Source organism: Plantibacter sp. M259, from assembly GCF_006065115.1.
GTDB classification, from domain to species: Bacteria; Actinomycetota; Actinomycetes; order Actinomycetales; family Microbacteriaceae; genus Plantibacter; species Plantibacter auratus.
Genome location: NZ_CP040750.1, coordinates 3,872,404 through 3,888,190, shown reverse-complemented (window position 1 = coordinate 3,888,190; position 15,787 = coordinate 3,872,404). Strand labels below are relative to the sequence as shown.

At 65.7% G+C, this 15,787-nt stretch carries 12 protein-coding genes; all 12 read right to left on the bottom strand.

The features are described from left to right. Nucleotides 1–108 precede the first annotated feature (108 nt). The 12 genes from FGL15_RS18185 to FGL15_RS18130 all read right to left on the bottom strand — a co-directional run bounded on the left by FGL15_RS18185 (nt 109) and on the right by FGL15_RS18130 (nt 15,762). A complete protein-coding gene (locus FGL15_RS18185; protein WP_205858644.1) occupies nt 109–3,249 on the bottom strand; it encodes a CBM35 domain-containing protein in 3,141 nt (1,046 codons plus the stop codon). Further along, nucleotides 3,246–4,238 (bottom strand): LamG-like jellyroll fold domain-containing protein, encoded by a 993-nt coding sequence (locus tag FGL15_RS18180; RefSeq protein ID WP_168223437.1) that lies wholly within the window; start codon nt 4,236–4,238, stop codon nt 3,246–3,248. The genes FGL15_RS18185 and FGL15_RS18180 overlap by 4 nt, the downstream gene beginning before the upstream one ends. Nucleotides 4,239–4,311: 73 nt before the next feature. Then, nucleotides 4,312–6,087 carry an amylo-alpha-1,6-glucosidase gene (locus FGL15_RS18175; protein WP_138946943.1) on the bottom strand — a complete coding sequence of 592 codons (1,776 nt, stop codon included), beginning with the start codon at nt 6,085–6,087 and terminating at the stop codon, nt 4,312–4,314. Nucleotides 6,088–6,142: 55 nt separating this feature from the next. Beyond that, nucleotides 6,143–6,961 (bottom strand): carbohydrate ABC transporter permease, encoded by an 819-nt coding sequence (locus FGL15_RS18170; protein ID WP_138946942.1) that lies wholly within the window; start codon nt 6,959–6,961, stop codon nt 6,143–6,145. After that, the gene (locus FGL15_RS18165) at nt 6,958–7,935 is read right to left on the bottom strand and encodes a carbohydrate ABC transporter permease (protein ID WP_138946941.1); all 978 of its coding nucleotides are present in this window, start codon (nt 7,933–7,935) and stop codon (nt 6,958–6,960) included. The genes FGL15_RS18170 and FGL15_RS18165 overlap by 4 nt, the downstream gene beginning before the upstream one ends. Before the next feature lie 77 nt (nt 7,936–8,012). Continuing rightward, the gene (locus FGL15_RS18160; RefSeq protein ID WP_305037120.1) at nt 8,013–9,293 is read right to left on the bottom strand and encodes an extracellular solute-binding protein; all 1,281 of its coding nucleotides are present in this window, start codon (nt 9,291–9,293) and stop codon (nt 8,013–8,015) included. A gap of 141 nt (nt 9,294–9,434) precedes the next feature. After that, complete coding sequence (locus FGL15_RS18155) at nt 9,435–10,439, bottom strand: LacI family DNA-binding transcriptional regulator (RefSeq protein ID WP_138946940.1); 1,005 nt, start codon at nt 10,437–10,439, stop codon at nt 9,435–9,437. A 260-nt stretch (nt 10,440–10,699) separates the two neighbouring features. Continuing rightward, a complete protein-coding gene (locus FGL15_RS18150) occupies nt 10,700–11,770 on the bottom strand; it encodes a nitronate monooxygenase (protein WP_138946939.1) in 1,071 nt (356 codons plus the stop codon). A gap of 14 nt (nt 11,771–11,784) precedes the next feature. Further along, entirely contained in the window at nt 11,785–12,402 is a 618-nt protein-coding gene (locus FGL15_RS18145) for a GntR family transcriptional regulator (RefSeq protein WP_168223436.1), read from the bottom strand. Between the two features lie 17 nt (nt 12,403–12,419). Beyond that, nucleotides 12,420–13,631 carry an MFS transporter gene (locus FGL15_RS18140; RefSeq protein WP_138946938.1) on the bottom strand — a complete coding sequence of 404 codons (1,212 nt, stop codon included), beginning with the start codon at nt 13,629–13,631 and terminating at the stop codon, nt 12,420–12,422. Nucleotides 13,632–14,080: 449 nt separating this feature from the next. After that, nucleotides 14,081–14,539: an acyl-CoA thioesterase gene (locus FGL15_RS18135; protein WP_240773605.1), complete on the bottom strand. Its 459-nt coding sequence runs from the start codon at nt 14,537–14,539 to the stop codon at nt 14,081–14,083. Nucleotides 14,540–14,547: 8 nt separating this feature from the next. Continuing rightward, complete coding sequence (locus FGL15_RS18130; protein ID WP_370281884.1) at nt 14,548–15,762, bottom strand: transaldolase family protein; 1,215 nt, start codon at nt 15,760–15,762, stop codon at nt 14,548–14,550. Nucleotides 15,763–15,787 lie beyond the last annotated feature (25 nt).

Here is a 15,787-nt window from a genome sequence, read left to right as displayed (position 1 = left end):
GTAAGAGAGGCGACACCAGGACTCGATTGGTGTCTCCGCGCCGGACAACTAGCCCCGCAACAGCAGTGCGCCCGACACACGTCGGGCGCACTGCTGCGACAGGGAGTGCTACCGGGCCCGACGTTCCCGAGCCCGTGCGACGAGAGCGGCACCGGCCGCGAGCGCCATAGCGCCCGCTAGCAAGACACTCAAACCACCGAACCCGGTTGAAGCGAGACCTCCGGCTCGTTCGGAGCTGGTCACCGTTGTGGAACCGGTACCTGATCCGTCTGTGCCGGCGCCGCCTGAGCCCGCTGTCGTCACGGCAAGTGCGGTAGACGCCTCACGCGCCGACTGCGCACCGGTCGCGACGAGCGTGTGCGCGCCGGCCGGCACCGAGACTGGCACCGTCACCGTGGTCCGGAACCCCCCGGAGGCGTCGGCGGTGACCGTTCCGAGCGTCACCGGGTCGGAATTCAGGACGAGCTCGATGCTCTCGTCCGGCTCGAAACCGGTTCCTGAGACGGTCACAGTGGAACCAGCCTGGACCGTCGCCCGGTCGACGCTGATCGTCGCGTCACCGGGTTCAGGGACCACGGCGGACGGGAACAGCGACGTGAAAGTGAAGCGGTCGAGGTTCGGTGCGAACACAGACCGCAGCCCGAGCTCGGGATACCGTTCGGAAATGTAGCTCGTCCCGTTGAAGTCTGGCTGCTCCTCCGAAGCGAACGTGACCGTGTTCTCTCCGGCCTGCAGTTCGACCTGCATCGTCAGGTCCCAGAACTGGTTCTGGTGGAAGGACTGTGGGAACAGCACCTTCTGCAGCGCTCCCCCGTTCACGGAGATGTCCGCACGGCGCGCCACCGGGTCAGGGTTGTAGTGCGAGGCCGGCGACTGCTCCTCGTTCGAGTAGCGGATCGTCATGGCGTACGAGCCGGCCTCCTCGACCGTCACGTTCGTCTGGAGCGTGTTGCCGTTGCCCGGTGCACCACCGACTGCGGTGACGGCCTTGCCGTCGCTCGCGAGCGACAGGTCGGAGATCGTCGCAGCACCCGACAGCACGCCGGATTCCGCCTCGATCACCTGCGTGGCGAAGGCTGCGGTTCCCGCACCGACCGCGATCCGGTCCAGCGCGAGGGTTCCTGACGAGCCCACGATCTCGACCCGGTTGATTCCGCCGACGAGGAAGGCCGGGACGGCTGCGCTGTCGGAGACATCGGCGATCTGCTGCCCGTTGACCTTCACCGCGGCGGTTCCGCCGCCGAGGGTCTTCACATCGAGGACTTTCTCGGAATCGTCCTTGTTGTAGACCCAGAAGACGGCCGACTGGCCCTCGGAGAGCTGGGCAGTACCGGAACCCGACACGCTTGCCTGCGAGTAGTCGGTCGATGCGCCCTCGAGGACGGCGTTCTCCGCCTCGTAGACGGGGACATGTCCGGGGTTCGCGAGGGTCAGGTCGATCTTGTCGACGATGGCCGCTCCGCTGGTGCCCTTCGTCTGGTCCGTGTTCTGTGCGGCAATCGTGATGGTGTTCGCCCCCGCCTGGAGGTCGACGGTCGTGTCGGTGCGGTCCCAGACGACCCACTTGTATCCGAGGTTGGCGCGCACTTCCTGCTCAGCAGCTCCATTGACACGGATGAACATGTTCACCGGTCCCTGATCGAGGTTCCTCGCCTCCTTGTTGTACGCGTTCGCGAGCATCGTGAGGTCGTAGGTCCCCGCGACCGGCACGTCAACTGTGAAGTCGAGCGCCAGCGTGGAGCCGGTCTCGATGCCACCGACGTTCCGGGTTCCTGAGGTGTAGAAGCCGCCGACGTTCTGCGGCGTGCCTTCTGGGCCGTTCAGGTAGTACGGCGCGCCGGTGTGGGAGGCCGCCTCTGCCTCGTAGGTGCCTCGCCACGAAACGGCCGGCGTGGATGAGGATGTCGTGTCGACTCCCGGGGTCACGATGACCTCGTAGGCCGACTCGGCGCTGAGGCCAGGCAGGTCGCCGGAGCCGAACGCCAGCCCGAGGGAACCGTCGACGACGGGGCTGTCGAACTCGGCGACCGTCTGCGGCTCGCTGGAATCGGCGATTTGGCCGGTCCAGCGGATCTCCCGGATGAGCACGTGAGCAGAGTCGCCGAGGTCCGACGGCAGGCGGTCGAAGTACACGTTCTGCGCCCCACCCGCGCTCCCACCGAAGAGCGCCTTCACCTGCTGCTTGGCTGCGTCGTGTGTGGCGACGCCCTGCAATGTGTAGCTCTGGTTCGGCGACGGCGGAGTCACCAGGACGGTCTTACCGGTCATGTTGCCGTAGGAGTTTAACAACCACCACTGGCCGTTGGCCCGGTTGGCCTGCACCGCGGAATCGCTGAGGTTGCCGTCGATGTTCCAGTACGCGATGTCGCCGTCGACCTTGGTGTCTTCGAGCGCCGCGATCCACTGGATCATCTGGGCCGGGACCGAGGTGTGGTAGTTGAAGGCGTACTCGTTGAGGTTGATCGGGAGCTCCACTCCCGCTCGCTCCGTGCCCGCGAAGATCTCCTGCTCCCAGATGCGGTACGTCGCGACCGAACGGCGGATCGATGCCGGGTCGCTCAGCTCGTGCCAGGTGATCACGTCCGGCACGGTATCCGAGGCGACCGTGTGCTCGAGGAAGCCGCGCACCTGGCCGAACAGCTGGCTCGTGTTGGGGCCAGCGATGCGCGCCTCCGGCATCTTGTCCTTGATGAGTCGGTACATCGCGTCCCAGTTGGCGAAGTAGGCGGTCGGGTCGTTCAACCAGCTCGTCCCGTAGAACGATTGCGCGCCGTCGCCGTACATATTGCCCTCCGGCTCGTTGAACGGGACGAACACGACGTTGTCCTGGTACTCGGCGGGAAGCTCCAGGACCTGGTCGACCTGGGTCGAGATCCTGGCCGCGAAGTCGGCCTCTTTTTCCTGCCCGGTTGTTCCGGGGACCTCGTACGGGAACCCGCGGTACGTGTCGGTCATGTAGATGTAGACGTCGCCATCGGACGAATCGGCGAGCCCCTTCACGATCTCCAGCGCATCCGCACCGGGGTGCTGCGGCCCGTCCTGCGCCTTCGTCGCAACGGTACGGAGCTTGATGCCGTCGATCAGGTTGTTCGACGGAAGTCCGGGCCCGTAGAGCCCGTAGAGCGTGCCGGAGGCACCGCCCATGAAATCACCGGTCTCCTGACCGACATCGATGGAGAGCTCGTTCGGGGTGGTGACGCGGACGGTGGCGGTGACCGCCCGCCCGTCTCCGTCGACCGTGCCGTTCACGGTGAAGACGCCTCGCTGGGCGTATTGCGATGGGTCGACGGCCCCCAGGTGACCGGCGCGAGCCGGTTCTGTCCGTCGCTGTAGCTGGCGTTCACACCGGTCGGTAGGACCGGCGCGGTCCCGACGTCGGTGCGGGCGGTCGTCGCCGTGTCCAGGATATCGACGAGGTCTGGGATGGCGTCACCGGCCAGCTCGGCCACCTGGGCCGGCGTCAACGCGGTGTCGTACACCTGGAAGTCGTCCAGGGTGCCGGCGAAGAAGGGGTGCGCACCGGTCCAGAACGGCTGACCAAGGTATCCGGAGTTCGCAGACGATTCGCCGTACAACGCCGTAGCCACATCGACACCGACATCGGTCCGGGACACCTCGAGCCCGTCGAGGTAGTAGACGACGCGATCGCTGTTGATCGTCGTCGTGATCTGGTGCCACTCGTCGGTGTTGAGCGCGGACTGACCGGACGCCCCGATCTCAGCACCGCCGGTCGATGGCTTCACGGAGGATCGGGCGACATCCGCGCCTTCGAAGCGCGGGGTGTAGAAGGCGGCACTGTTGGCGTCCTTCCCGACGCAGTACGCCCACTGGAACGGCGCCCCGCCGTCCCACTTGATCCAGGTCGAGATCGATGTCGCGGTCAGACCGGCGAAGACGCCGGCGGGCAGGGTCACGTATGGGGACGTGGTCGAGCCGGCCTCACCTCCGGAGAGCTGGAGCGCTTTTCCGCCGTCGGGGCGATCGACGAGCGCGGCGGATCCGGGGTTGGCTAGAGTGCCGTTCCGCGCGTTTCCGGAGGAGTCGGTGACGGTCGTGCCGTCTCCGAGATCCTCGAAACCGTAGTCGAGGATGAGGTGGTCGCTCGCGGGGTCTGCCTCGTCGGCCGCGGCTGGAGCGTTCGATACGAAGGGCTGCCCGAAGGCGAGTGCTGTCGCGGCTGTCGCCGCGGCGACAGCCAGGGCCGGTCTGGAGAACCGGCGGGAGATGGTGGACGTCATTGTCGAGCTCATTCCTGATGCGTGGGGTCAGAAGGATGGTTGAGGGATTGCCGGATCATCGCCGGGTCGGGGCTCAATCGATGGATGCCTCCCTGCGTCGTGTCTCCGCCTCGCCTGCGAGGAGGAGGTAACTGCTCGCCGTCCACGTGTAGGCGCGGTCCCGAAGGCCCTCGCCAGTGAGGGCGTCGAAGTTCTCGGCGAAGCCGGATCGTTCGCAGAGCCCACGGAAGCGTTCGCTGATGGTGTCGGCGAGGTTGGCGAATCCGGCGCGACGCAGACCGTCCTCGACGAGCACGGTCGACGGCGCCCAGATCGGGCCACGCCAGTAGCCGTCGCTCTCGTACTCAGGCGAGGTCGTCAGCTCGGTCGCCGGCCCGAACTCCGTCAGGTGCTCCTCGATCGAGGCGGCGACCCGTGTGGCGATGTCCCGCGGCAGCCGGTCGCCCGCGGCGATCACGAGCAGGTTGAGGAGGCTGGTCGTCGAACTCGACCGACCGGTCAGCGGAGCGACTGCGATGAAGTTCCGGCCGTCCCAGAGATCCTCCAACAGTGCGGTGCGGATCTCCTCGGCCGCCGTCCGCCAACGATCGCCCTCGCCCGTCTCCAGCTCGTCGGAGAGGCCCGCGAGGACATCGAGCTGCACGACGAGGAACGCCGCGAGCTCGGGCGACTCGATCACACGATCCGCGTCGAACGTCGTGGAGTTGTCCCAGCCGCTGTCGTTGCCGTGCTGGTAATGCGGGAGGCGGCGGCCGGGAGCCGTCCGGGCGTGGAGCCAGAAGCGACTCCACCTGGCGAGGATGTCTGCGACCTGGTGGAGCGTCGCGCCGTCGAGGGGCGTCTCGATCCGGTTCCGCAGCTTCGCGAACGCCCAGCCGTGGATCGGCGGCTTCACGAAGTTGTAGAGGATCTCGGAGTGGGTGGTCGAATCGGGAGCCGCACCGGATTCATCCCGGTGATCAAAGACGCCGACGAACTGGTCCATCGCCGCCCCGGGCAGCCCCGGGGCGAGCGCGAGCGCGTTGAAGGAATGGTCCCAACTCCAAACCTTGTCCATCCAATGCTTGGACATGAGCACCGACTCCCGACCCAGGAACCCGCGAGGCGAGACGGTGGCCGACCACAGCACGTAGGCGGCGAGCGCTGCCGCCGGCGTCCGAGCGCTACGCCACGGGGCGACGGCGTCGACGTACTCGTCAAACCGTGCCGCGGTGTCGGCCGCGATCCCGTCGAACGCCACAACCGATGCGTAGGGCGGTCGTGCCGTCTCGAACTCCTCGATCGCGACTTCCCATGGCTCCCCGTCGGCTCCGAGTACGACCGCCCGCTCCCCCGCTCCGAGCAGTTCAGCACCGATGACGGCCACGTCGCCACTGAGGGAGGTCACGCGATACCGGCGGCCGGTCTCGTAGGAAGTGAAGATCGCGCTGCGGTCCATCGGATCAACGAACAGATAGGTGCCGGTGAACGGTGTGAGGCCGGCCGCCGCATCACCCAGGCGGACGCCCAGGCCGGTACCACGGAGGCGGACCGTGTCGAGGCCGGCGAAGGCCGCCTCGATGCTGTCGTCGCCGACGGGTCCAGTGGTCCAGCGCAGACGCGCCGGTGTCGCCGAGACCTCGGTCTCCACCGGCACGCCCGCGCGCTCCGGCACGATGCTCAGCACCGCGTGCATGCCCGTCTGATGCGAGACGAGGTGGATGTCGGGCGCGGTGGTGTGTAGTGCGACGACGGGTGACAGGTTCATCCAGGAGCCACGGGCGCTGAACGGAATCTCACGCACATCGAACGGGGTCGAGGAGGGGCTGAGGGTCGCAGCCGAGGCCGTGGCTGCGGTGGTGATCGACATGTCGGACCTTTCGAGGTCGGTACTGGAGGTGGAGGTGTGGGCGACGATCGCGCGGTCAGTCCTTGACGGCACCGGCGGTGACGCCGGCGGCGACGAACCGTTGCGCGACGATGAGGAGGACGGTGGCGGGGATCGACGCCACGACAGCTGTCGCCATGATCGCGTTCCACTCCTGGTTGTTGTTGCCGATGTACTTGTAGATGCCCATCGTGATCGGCTGGAACTGACCTCCGCCGTTCAGTGTGGAAGCGAAGATGAAGTCCGACCACGCCCAGAGGAACGCGAAGAGCGACACCGTCACGATGGAGTTCCGGCTGACGGGTAGCACGATGGACCGGAACGTCCGCCAGGTCCCGGCACCGTCGATCTTCGCCGCGTGGAGCAGGTCGTTCGGGATGCCGGACATGAAGGCCGTGAAGATCAGGACGCCGAACGGGACCGCCAGGGTCGAGTCGGCAATGATGAGCCCCCACACCGAGTTCAGGATCCCGAGGTTCAGGTAGATCGCGTAGAACCCCATCGCCATGATGATGCCCGGGATCATCTGGGCGATCAGCAGGACGAAGCTGAGCGCCCCTCCACCGATCGGCCGGAGCTTCGCGAGCGAATAGGCGGCGGGCGCCGAGAGGACGACCGTGAGCACCACGGTCCCGAGCCCGACGACGAGGCTCGTGCCGAGATACGGCAGCTGCTGCTCGATGACCTTCGCATAGCCCTCGAATGTCGGATCGAGCGGGATGAGGTTCGGCGGATCCTTCCGCATGTCGCCGGACTTCGTGAGCGACACGTTGATCATCCAGTAGATCGGGAAGAGCATGATCGCGGTCAGCACGATCCCGACGACGGTCTTCCACCAGGGGCGGTGCCCGGTCATGATGCGTCCAGCTTTCGTTGCGTCCGGATGTAGATGAGCCCGAAGATCAGTGCAATGACGATGAGCACGTTGCCCACGGCGGCTGCAGGGCTGAAGTCGGGCAGTGTCGACCCGAAGCCGAGTCGGTAGGACCAGATGGCCAACGTCGTCGAGGCGTCGGCCGGGCCTCCCCGGGTCATGATCCAGATGATGTCGAACACCTTCAGGGTGTAGACGAGCCCGAGGAGGATCGTGATGGCGGAGACCGGGCGCAGGAGCGGGAAGGTGATGCGCCAGAACGTCTGCCACCCGTTCGCGCCGTCGAGCGAAGCGGCCTCGTAGATGTCGGTCGGGATGTTCTGCAGGCCGCTGTAGAGGATCACGAGGTTGAACGGGATACCGATCCAGATGTTCGCGATGAGCACGGACACGAGCGACCACTGCGGCGAGGTCAGCCAGTTCACCTGCGACAGGCCGACGGTCTCGAGCAGCGCGTTGACGACGCCGGACTCGCTGTTGAGCATCCACGACCAGGTGGACGCCGAGACCAGCAACGGCAGGAGCCACGGTACGAGGAACAGGGCTCGGAGGGTCGAGGAGAGGCGGAAGTTCTGGAAGAAGAACACCGCGAGCGCAAGCCCGATCGAGAACTGGAAGATGATCGACACGACGGTGAAGACTCCCGTGTTGAGGAGCGCCGGGGCGAAGGTCGAGTCCTGGAAGATCGCGATGTAGTTCTCGAACCCGACGAAGGGCGCATCGCCCTGTACGAAGGACCGGACCGTGTAGTCGTGGATGCTCAACTCGAAGTTGCGGTACAGCGGATAGGCGTAGAACACCGCCAGGTAGATGACGACCGGGGCGATGAACGCCCAGGCGGTCCAGCGTCCGCTGGTCCGGCGACGACGGCGGGCGGGCGGGAGCGCGGCGTCCTGCGGCTCGGCTGTCGCTGCTGCGCGGGCGGATGACCCGGTGCGCGTCGGTGTGGCGGTCATGATGCTTCTTTCGGGGTTCGGGGGTGGGCTGCGGGACGGGCTGGAGGGGGCAGCCCGTCCCGCAGGTCGGGGTCCGGCTACTCGGTCGCCTTCGCGGCGGCCTCCTGAGCAGCCTTCAGAGCGTCCTCGGGCGACTGCGATCCGGTAAGTGCGTTCTGCACGGCGGTCCACAGCTGCTCCGAGATGCGCGGGTACTTCGTACCGAGGTCGTCGCTGGTGCGACCCTTGGCGGCGGAGACCGCGTCGATCCAGGGCTGGAGCGACGGGTCGGCTGCGAGCTGCGCCTCCTGCGCGGCCTTAGTCGGCGCGATATAGTTCAGTGCGTTCACGGTGTCGACGATGTTGTCCGTGCTCGTGAGGCAGGAGATGATCTTCGCCGAAGCCTCATAGCGCTTCGTGTCCGACTGGACCGGCACGGTGAAGAACTCACCACCGGTCGGGGCGGGAGCCGAGCCGCCGTCGCTCGCCGGGAGCGGGATGACCTCATAGCCGGCCTCGGCCGCACTCGCCTTCTGCCAGGTGCCGTTCTCGGCGAAGGCGAAGTCGCCGGTGAGGAACTCCTCCCAGCTGGTGGTCTGCGTGTTGTTGATCACCGAGTTGGGGGCGTAGCCCTTGCTCACCCAGTCGGACCAGAGCGTGACGGCCGAGACCGCCTCGGGCGAGTCGAGTTCGGTCAGTTCGGCTCCGGATCCCCAGAACCACGGCAGGAACTGGAAGCTCCCCTCCTCGGTACCGATGCCGGAGAAGGTGATGCCCTTCTTCCCTGCGGCGGCGACCTGCTCGAGTGCCGTCGTGAGTGACGCCCAGTCGGTCACCGTCGAGATGTCGACGCCGGCTGCCGCTAGCACGTCGGGGTTGTAGTAGAGCGCGAGGGTGTTGGCGCCGATCGGCACGCCGAAGGTGTCGTCGCCGATCTGGCCGGCGGCGAGGATGTTCGCCTCGATGTCGGCGATGTCGAGGCCGTTGTCCGCGGTCGTCGTCAGGATGCCAGCGTCGGCGAGCGTGGAGACGACGGGATTGTCGACGAGCAGGATGTCGGGCGAGTTGTCCTGCTGACCGGCGAGAAGCGCCTTGTTGGTCAGATCGCTCGTGTCATAGGCGGTGCGTTTGACGGTCACTCCCGCCTCGGTGGCGCAGGCATCGATCGTCTTAGCCCAGTCGCTGGTGTCGTCGTACTGGGGATAAGGGTCCCAGAAGGTGTAGTCGGCCGAGGCGGCGTCACCGCTGGAGGTACTTCCGGAGCACGCGGTGAGGCCACCGATGAGGGCGCCGGTCGCAATGGCTGTGCCGACGATCCGGACGGTTCGGGTCCTCCGGGTGGAGCCGGTGGTGCTGGCGATTCGGGTGGTGATGTTCACGGTGTTCCTCTCTGAACAGTTGCGATGTCGTGCGGTGGAGTGGGGGCGGTTGATCGGTTCGGGGGTGTCTAGTTCTGAGCTGCGCAAGCGTCGAACCGGTTCGATTGGCGGCAGAAAAAAATGCCATGGGCGGGAGTTGGGTCAGCTGACGCTGCCCCGATCGATCAGTTCAGGTTCGACGAACTTCACGACCGTCGGTCCGGCCTGCGCCGGGTCGACGATCCTCCGGACGAGCTGCTGGACCGCGAGACGGCCGAGCTTGTCCGGTGAGCTCTCCACAGCCGTGTAAGGCAGGGAGAAGTTGCGGCCGAAGTCGCGGGCGAACAGTCCGACGACGGAGAGGTCGTCAGGCACGGAGACGCCGCGCGCGCTCAGGACCTCCGGTAGTGCGGCGATCGTCGCATCGTTGTGGACGAGGAGGCCGGTGGCCGTCGCGCGCGCGTCGAGGATGGCATTGAGACTCCGGTTGATGGCCGGCTGCTGCGACTCGCCGTAGTAGGCGTGGATGGGAATGCCGTAGCGCGCCGCGCGCTCGAGCGCGGCGTCACGGAAGCGCCAGGCGTAGGCGCCACCGCGGTCGAATACATGCTGCGGTGGGCTGATCAGGATGAGCTCACGGTGCCCGAGACCGACGAGGTGATCCACGAGAACCCGCGCCGATTCGCCGAAGTCGAGGTCGAATATGTCGAGTCCCTCAGTGGATCCGGGGAGCCCGACGAGCGCGCCCGGCTGGTGAGCCTCGCGCAAGGGGACGAGCCGAGGGTCGTTGTGGGTGACGTCCAGTAGGACGACGCCGTCGACGCGGTTCGAGGTGGTGATGCGTCGGACAGCGTTCACGCCGTCGGCATCCGTCACCATCAGGATGTCGTAGCCGAGCTCCCGGGCCGCGTCCGTGATCGACATGATGTACTGCAGCATCGCCGGAGCGAACTCGTCCTCGTGGAACCGGAAGAGCAGTCCGATCGACATCGTCTGCGCGGTCGCCAACGCGCGTGCGCCAGCGTTCACGGTGAAGCCGAGGTCGGAGATCGCCTCCTCGATTCGCTCACGCGTCTCCGATGAGATCGTGCGCTTGCCGGAGAGGGCGTAGGAGACCGTACTGCGCGACACGCCAGCAGCTCGGGCCACGTCTCCGATGGTCGCCATGCGTTCTCCGATGAACAGTCCCGCCGGTCTCGGCAGGTCGTCGTTTCCGGTCACTGTCGAACCGGTTCAACACACTGTAAGCGGCAATTCGACGTCACGCAAGACGCTGCAGTCGAACATTTCATCTTCACCTCGTGGCACTCGCCGAATGCAGCGACAATGATGAGCGTCGCGTCAGTGATCTTCTGGTGGAAGGTGGCGCAGATGGTGTCGCATCTGAGGCGGCGTTTTCATGGCAACACCTTCCACCGGACTGCGTTCTATGCAGTGGTGTCCGGAACGAGCGCTGCGAGGATCGATGCCAACGGTGCATCGCGCGCTGTCTCCCATCGCTGACCGGCCCAGAGGTTGAGAGCGGAGGCATCGCCTGCGGCTAGCGCTGCAGCGCGCAACGGCTTGGTCAGGTGATGCAGAGCTGGGTATCCGCTCGGAGACGCCGCGTCATGGTCCACCACGAACTGGTTTACCAAAGCACGGGCCGGGCGCCCAGTGAAAGCGCGCGTAATCGCGGTTACGGTGTAGCGACGGTCTGCAAGCGCCGCCTTGTGGAGTGGCGAGGCACCGCTCTCGGTTGCGCGCAACACTGCAGTGCCCACGCCGACCGCTGATGCTCCGACGCAAAGGAGTGCGGCTACGTCGGCCGAGGTTGCGACACCGCCCGCGGCGACGAATGGGAGCGAAACAGCCGCTGCAACCTGCTCGACGAGCACCGCTAGCGGTATGTCGGCAGGCAGCGCGTCAGCGTTCCAGATGCCGGAGTGGCCGCCTGCGGCGTAGCCTTGAACCGCGAGGACATCAACGCCTGCCTCTTCAGCTTGGCGTGCCTCACTAGTCGAGGTGACGGTCTGAATGAGGACCGAGCCGACACTGTGCAGCGCGTCGATCACGGTTGCAGATGGCAAGCCGAATGTGAAGCTCACCACTGGTACAGGCTCGGCGACCAGGGCAGCTACTTTGGCTTCCCAGTCGTCATCGTCCTCGCGGAGCTTTTCCGGGGCTCCCTCATAGTGCAACCGGTGCGCGGTGCGCCGTAGTGCATTCGCGTAGGCGTCATAGGCATCTGCGGTGATGGGATGCGGGTTTGGAACGAAGAGGTTGACTCCGAAGAGCTCGAGGCCGGACTTCCGAACCTGGTCCACCTCCTGGATCATCGCGCCAGCGCTCTTGTAGCCGGCGGCGAGCTGCGAAAAGTGACCCAAGCTGGCTGCGGCGATGACGAACGCTGGGCTTGAAGGCCCGCCGGCCATGGGCGCTACCCACACTGGCTTGCTCCGGTCGAGCGGCGCGGGCAGGGGCCGCGCCGTCCCAAAATGCGAGTCGTCCAGGTGCATGGCTCCGCCGTTCTTCAAAGCGATCCCATGAGGGATCCGTGGGTGTTCACGATGTGAGCACGCAACTCGACGAGGAACGCGGCTCGGTCTCCTGCTCGGGCGCATTCGACAAGGCTGCGGTGCTCGGCAATGAAGTCGCTCCACCGGCCGGCAACATCAGGGCGCGCGCGGAGGGTCATGACCTCCTGGCGGTCGCGTAGCCGGTCGTAGAAATCCAAGAGGATCGGATTGTCACCGGCAACGACGAACGCCCGATGGAAGTCGATCGTCAACTTCACGACCTGTTCATAGTTTCCCTGCTCAGACGCAAAGATCTGCTGTTGGATGGACTGCTCCAACTCTCGGCAGAGGCGAACGCGCGCCTCGTCCGAGAGCGCATCAATACAAGCGGATTCCAGCACCTGCCTGGCGTCGGACACGTCGATTGCCTCAGCAGCCGTCAGCGTACGCACCAGTGCGCCGCGCTGCGGATAGATGGTCAACCACCCATCCGATTCGAGTCGTCGGAGTGCGGCTCGGACCGGGGTCCGGCTGACACTGAGGCGGTGTGCAAGGTCGTGCTCGCTGAGCATCATCCCCGGCGGGAAGGTCCCGTCGCGTAACCAGTCGAGCAGCTGCTCGTAGGCTTGCACCGTTGCCGTCTTGACTATCAAAGCCGCTCCTCTCGTCGTCGTCCTCGGTCGGTTCGTAGTCCCGCCGCTGCCGCCAGCGCGCACACCGCACACAATGTCGCCGTTGCGATGAGCAACACCCAGAGTGGTGCCACCAGCGTCATCCCCGCCAGCAACGCCGGTAGGAGGAATCCCACGTAGGTGATGCAGTAGTAGACGGCGGTGATCCCTGCTAGATCGTCCGGCGACGCCATCGCTTGGACGCGGGTGAGGCCAGCGACCATCGATAGTCCGTATCCGATGCCGAAGAGTGGCGCAGCGACGAGCACTGCCGAGATCTCGGACGATACCGCGGCCGGAACGAGCGTTAGAGCGCCCACGACAGTGAAGCCAGCTCCAAACACACCTGTAGTGCCGCCGAATCTCTTGATCAGACGTCCCGACCACTGTTGCGTTGCCCAACCGACCGCCAAGGTGACCACCGTGACAAGCGTTGCGAAGCCAACCGCGAAGTCTCCGACCTGACTGATTACCAACGATGGTCCCACAGCAAACGCTAGGGCGGGCGCGGCAAATACCCACGGCGCCAACGGTAAGACCGTCCGCACGAACTCTCGGCGAGCGGCGTGTGGGATGCGTAGGTCCCCTAGCAGGCTCGTCACATTGGCATCGAACTGCCGAGTCTCGGTGGCCGGCCACAGAGCGAGGAGCGCCATCATGCTCGCGCAAATATGAACTACGTAAGGAAGAACGCCGGGCCATGGTGCCCACTGCGCGAGAGCTCCACCGATTCCTGCACCGCCACCGAACCCAATGGTGAGGACAGCAGCAGCACGACGCGCCCCTGCATCCGCTCTGCCCTCGAGATGCGACAGCTCCTTGATCCAGGCGGTACCCACGACCATGCCGATCGCAACACTCACCCCGCTGATCGCTCGTCCCACGCACAGAACCGCCAAGCTGCTCTCACCCAGCGCGAGGATCCCGCTACCCACGACGCCCAGGGCGACACCAATGAACAGGACCGGTTTGCGCCCATGCCGATCCGACCACGGACCCGAGAGCGCGAACCCAGGCACGATTCCCGCGACATAGGCAGCTAGCAGGAGGTCGATCTCGACCTGCGTGAAGCCCCCCAGCTGCCGATACAGCTGCATGAGCGGCAGGAATTCGTTCCCGCCCCACCCTAAGACGGCGATCGCGGGGGCCACCCTGAGCCAGCCCGATGATGGCCTGGCAGCTGTAGACATACTCACTACAGTACAACTTGGATCCCAGCTGTCAAGAAGACGGGACTACAGTCGCCCTCCCTGTCGGCAACATCTGCTCGTGGCTCCGATCTCCGAACCGACTGCCTCGGCCTGAACTCGCAGCCGATCACTTGGCAAGAGTGCCCCAGCCCGGACAGAGCACGAGAGGCACGGCCAAGGCTAGGCAAGCCACGCGACAGACACCCCAGCCACAGGCGCCTCGCGGAAGACCTCCTGGTCGTGTCGACTATCGAAGACCAGCCCTCGGCCAGCAACCCATCACTGTAATGAGAGCGTGGCCGCTGAGCCGACGCCGCATCGGCGTCGGAGTGCAAGAACGTCAGGCTGCCGTTGTCGTGGATCGAGTAGGGCGGAGTGCCGAAGCACCATCCCGGATCTCGACGCGGCAACCGGGCCCTTCTCCCTCCTTGCACTATCAGGCACAGCGCTCAACGCGATGTCGAAGGGATGGGAAGGCGATCACGATCGCATGTCGTCTCCGTGTATCCGTGGGGCTTCGGCAGCCCGTCGTCACCGAGACTCACGAAAACTATGCGCTCGATGGTCAGGATGTTGTTGCGGGACACGATGTTGCGGACCTCCGCGCGCATCGTCAAGGAGGTCCGCCCGAACGACGTCGCGCGAAGGCCCATCTCGATCAAGTCGCCTTGGAGTGCCGAAGAAACAAAGTCTATTTCGGAGATGTACTTGGTCACGGCTCGCGGATTTCCGAGCTGCAGGATCGCATAGATGGCTGCCTCCTCGTCGATCCAGCGCAGCAGACTGCCGCCGAAGAGGCTGCCATGGGCGTTGAGGTCCTCCGGCCGCACCCAGCGTCTCGACCGGAAGGTGATCTGCTGGTTGTCATCGCTCGGATCGATGGTTTCTGACGCTCCCCCGCTGTACAAGGGTGCCTCTAGATCGCCGGGAGGATGATGTCCCGCACCAAGGCGTCGAGCTTGGCATCGGCCTCGAGGAACTGACGCAGCGTCCGGCGTGTGGCTCCGAAGTCGTCGAACTCGGCGATCGACATGCCGTCCACCAGGTACGCCCTCCGGAATTCTGGGACGCGTTCCAGGAGTGTGTCGACGATGTGCTGCGCGACCGGGACATCGATGCGGTGCGGGTCGACGGGGATCCGGTTCTCGTTGATGCGTAGCTGCCAATCGAACGGGGGCGAGACCACCAGATCGCCGCCGACCAGTTCGGACCACTGCAGGTGGTTCCGGAAGGCGGCGGAGAGGATCCTCGACCGGTACCCGCGTTCGGTGAAGATGCGGTGCGCCTCCTTCAACGCGGCCACGCCCGCCCACTCGAGGTAGCCGGGATCGATGAGGATGCGGTCCTTCGCGACGGACGCCTTGAGCCAGTCGTCGAGGCGCCCGCCCATGATGGTGACGACGGAGCCGAACTCCCAGTCCGGCAGTCCTTCAGCAGCCCGCCGATCAAGACCGCGCTCGATCGCCTCGCCGACAGCGACGGCCTGCGCCACCGTGAACGAGACCGTCGCGTTGATGCTGACACCGCGATAGGTCGCTTCTTCGATCGCGCGGATACCGACAGCGGTCGCGGGGATCTTCACGATGATGTTCTCCGCCAGCGCCGAGAATCGAACGGCTTGCTCGACGAGCGCATCAGCGTCTCGGTGAAGCCGCGGGTCGGTCTGGATCGACAGTCGACCGTTGCGGCCGTTGCTCTCCCGGAACGCCGGCTCGAGGAGGACGGCTGCCTGGATCGACAGCTCCTCGACCACCTTCCAGCCGAGCTCGGCCTCCCCTGCCGTTGGGAATTCGACAGCGAGTTCGGCGATCCGCGGCGCCCAGACATCGAGGTTCTGGGAGATCACGGCGAGGGCGATGACCGGATTGCAGGTCGCGCCGACCGCGCCGAACGTGATCGACCTGGCGAGTTCGAGGGGGTCCGCGGAATCATTCCACAGGCTTGTCCGCGTCGAGGCCGCCGCGACGGCGAGCGGCAGGGTGTCGGCTGTTGTGAGGGTGTCGGTCATCGAAGTGCCTCCGGGAGTCGAGTGGGCGATCGCCGGTGCTGCGGCGACGCAATACGCGCAGCTTACCCGAACTTTGACGGTATGTCCTGACAATATGCAAACCGACCCACCACGACCTGACATACCCGCCGTTTGGAAAGCCCTGATA

Coding starts and splice junctions, on each gene's coding strand:
- FGL15_RS18180 (WP_168223437.1), bottom strand. CDS start 4,238: ATGACGTCCACCATCTCCCGCCGGTTCTCCAGACCGGCCCTGGCTGTC.
- FGL15_RS18175 (WP_138946943.1), bottom strand. CDS start 6,087: ATGTCGATCACCACCGCAGCCACGGCCTCGGCTGCGACCCTCAGCCCC.
- FGL15_RS18170 (WP_138946942.1), bottom strand. CDS start 6,961: ATGACCGGGCACCGCCCCTGGTGGAAGACCGTCGTCGGGATCGTGCTG.
- FGL15_RS18165 (WP_138946941.1), bottom strand. CDS start 7,935: ATGACCGCCACACCGACGCGCACCGGGTCATCCGCCCGCGCAGCAGCG.
- FGL15_RS18155 (WP_138946940.1), bottom strand. CDS start 10,439: ATGGCGACCATCGGAGACGTGGCCCGAGCTGCTGGCGTGTCGCGCAGT.
- FGL15_RS18150 (WP_138946939.1), bottom strand. CDS start 11,770: ATGCACCTGGACGACTCGCATTTTGGGACGGCGCGGCCCCTGCCCGCG.
- FGL15_RS18140 (WP_138946938.1), bottom strand. CDS start 13,631: ATGTCTACAGCTGCCAGGCCATCATCGGGCTGGCTCAGGGTGGCCCCC.
- FGL15_RS18130 (WP_370281884.1), bottom strand. CDS start 15,762: ATGTCAGGTCGTGGTGGGTCGGTTTGCATATTGTCAGGACATACCGTC.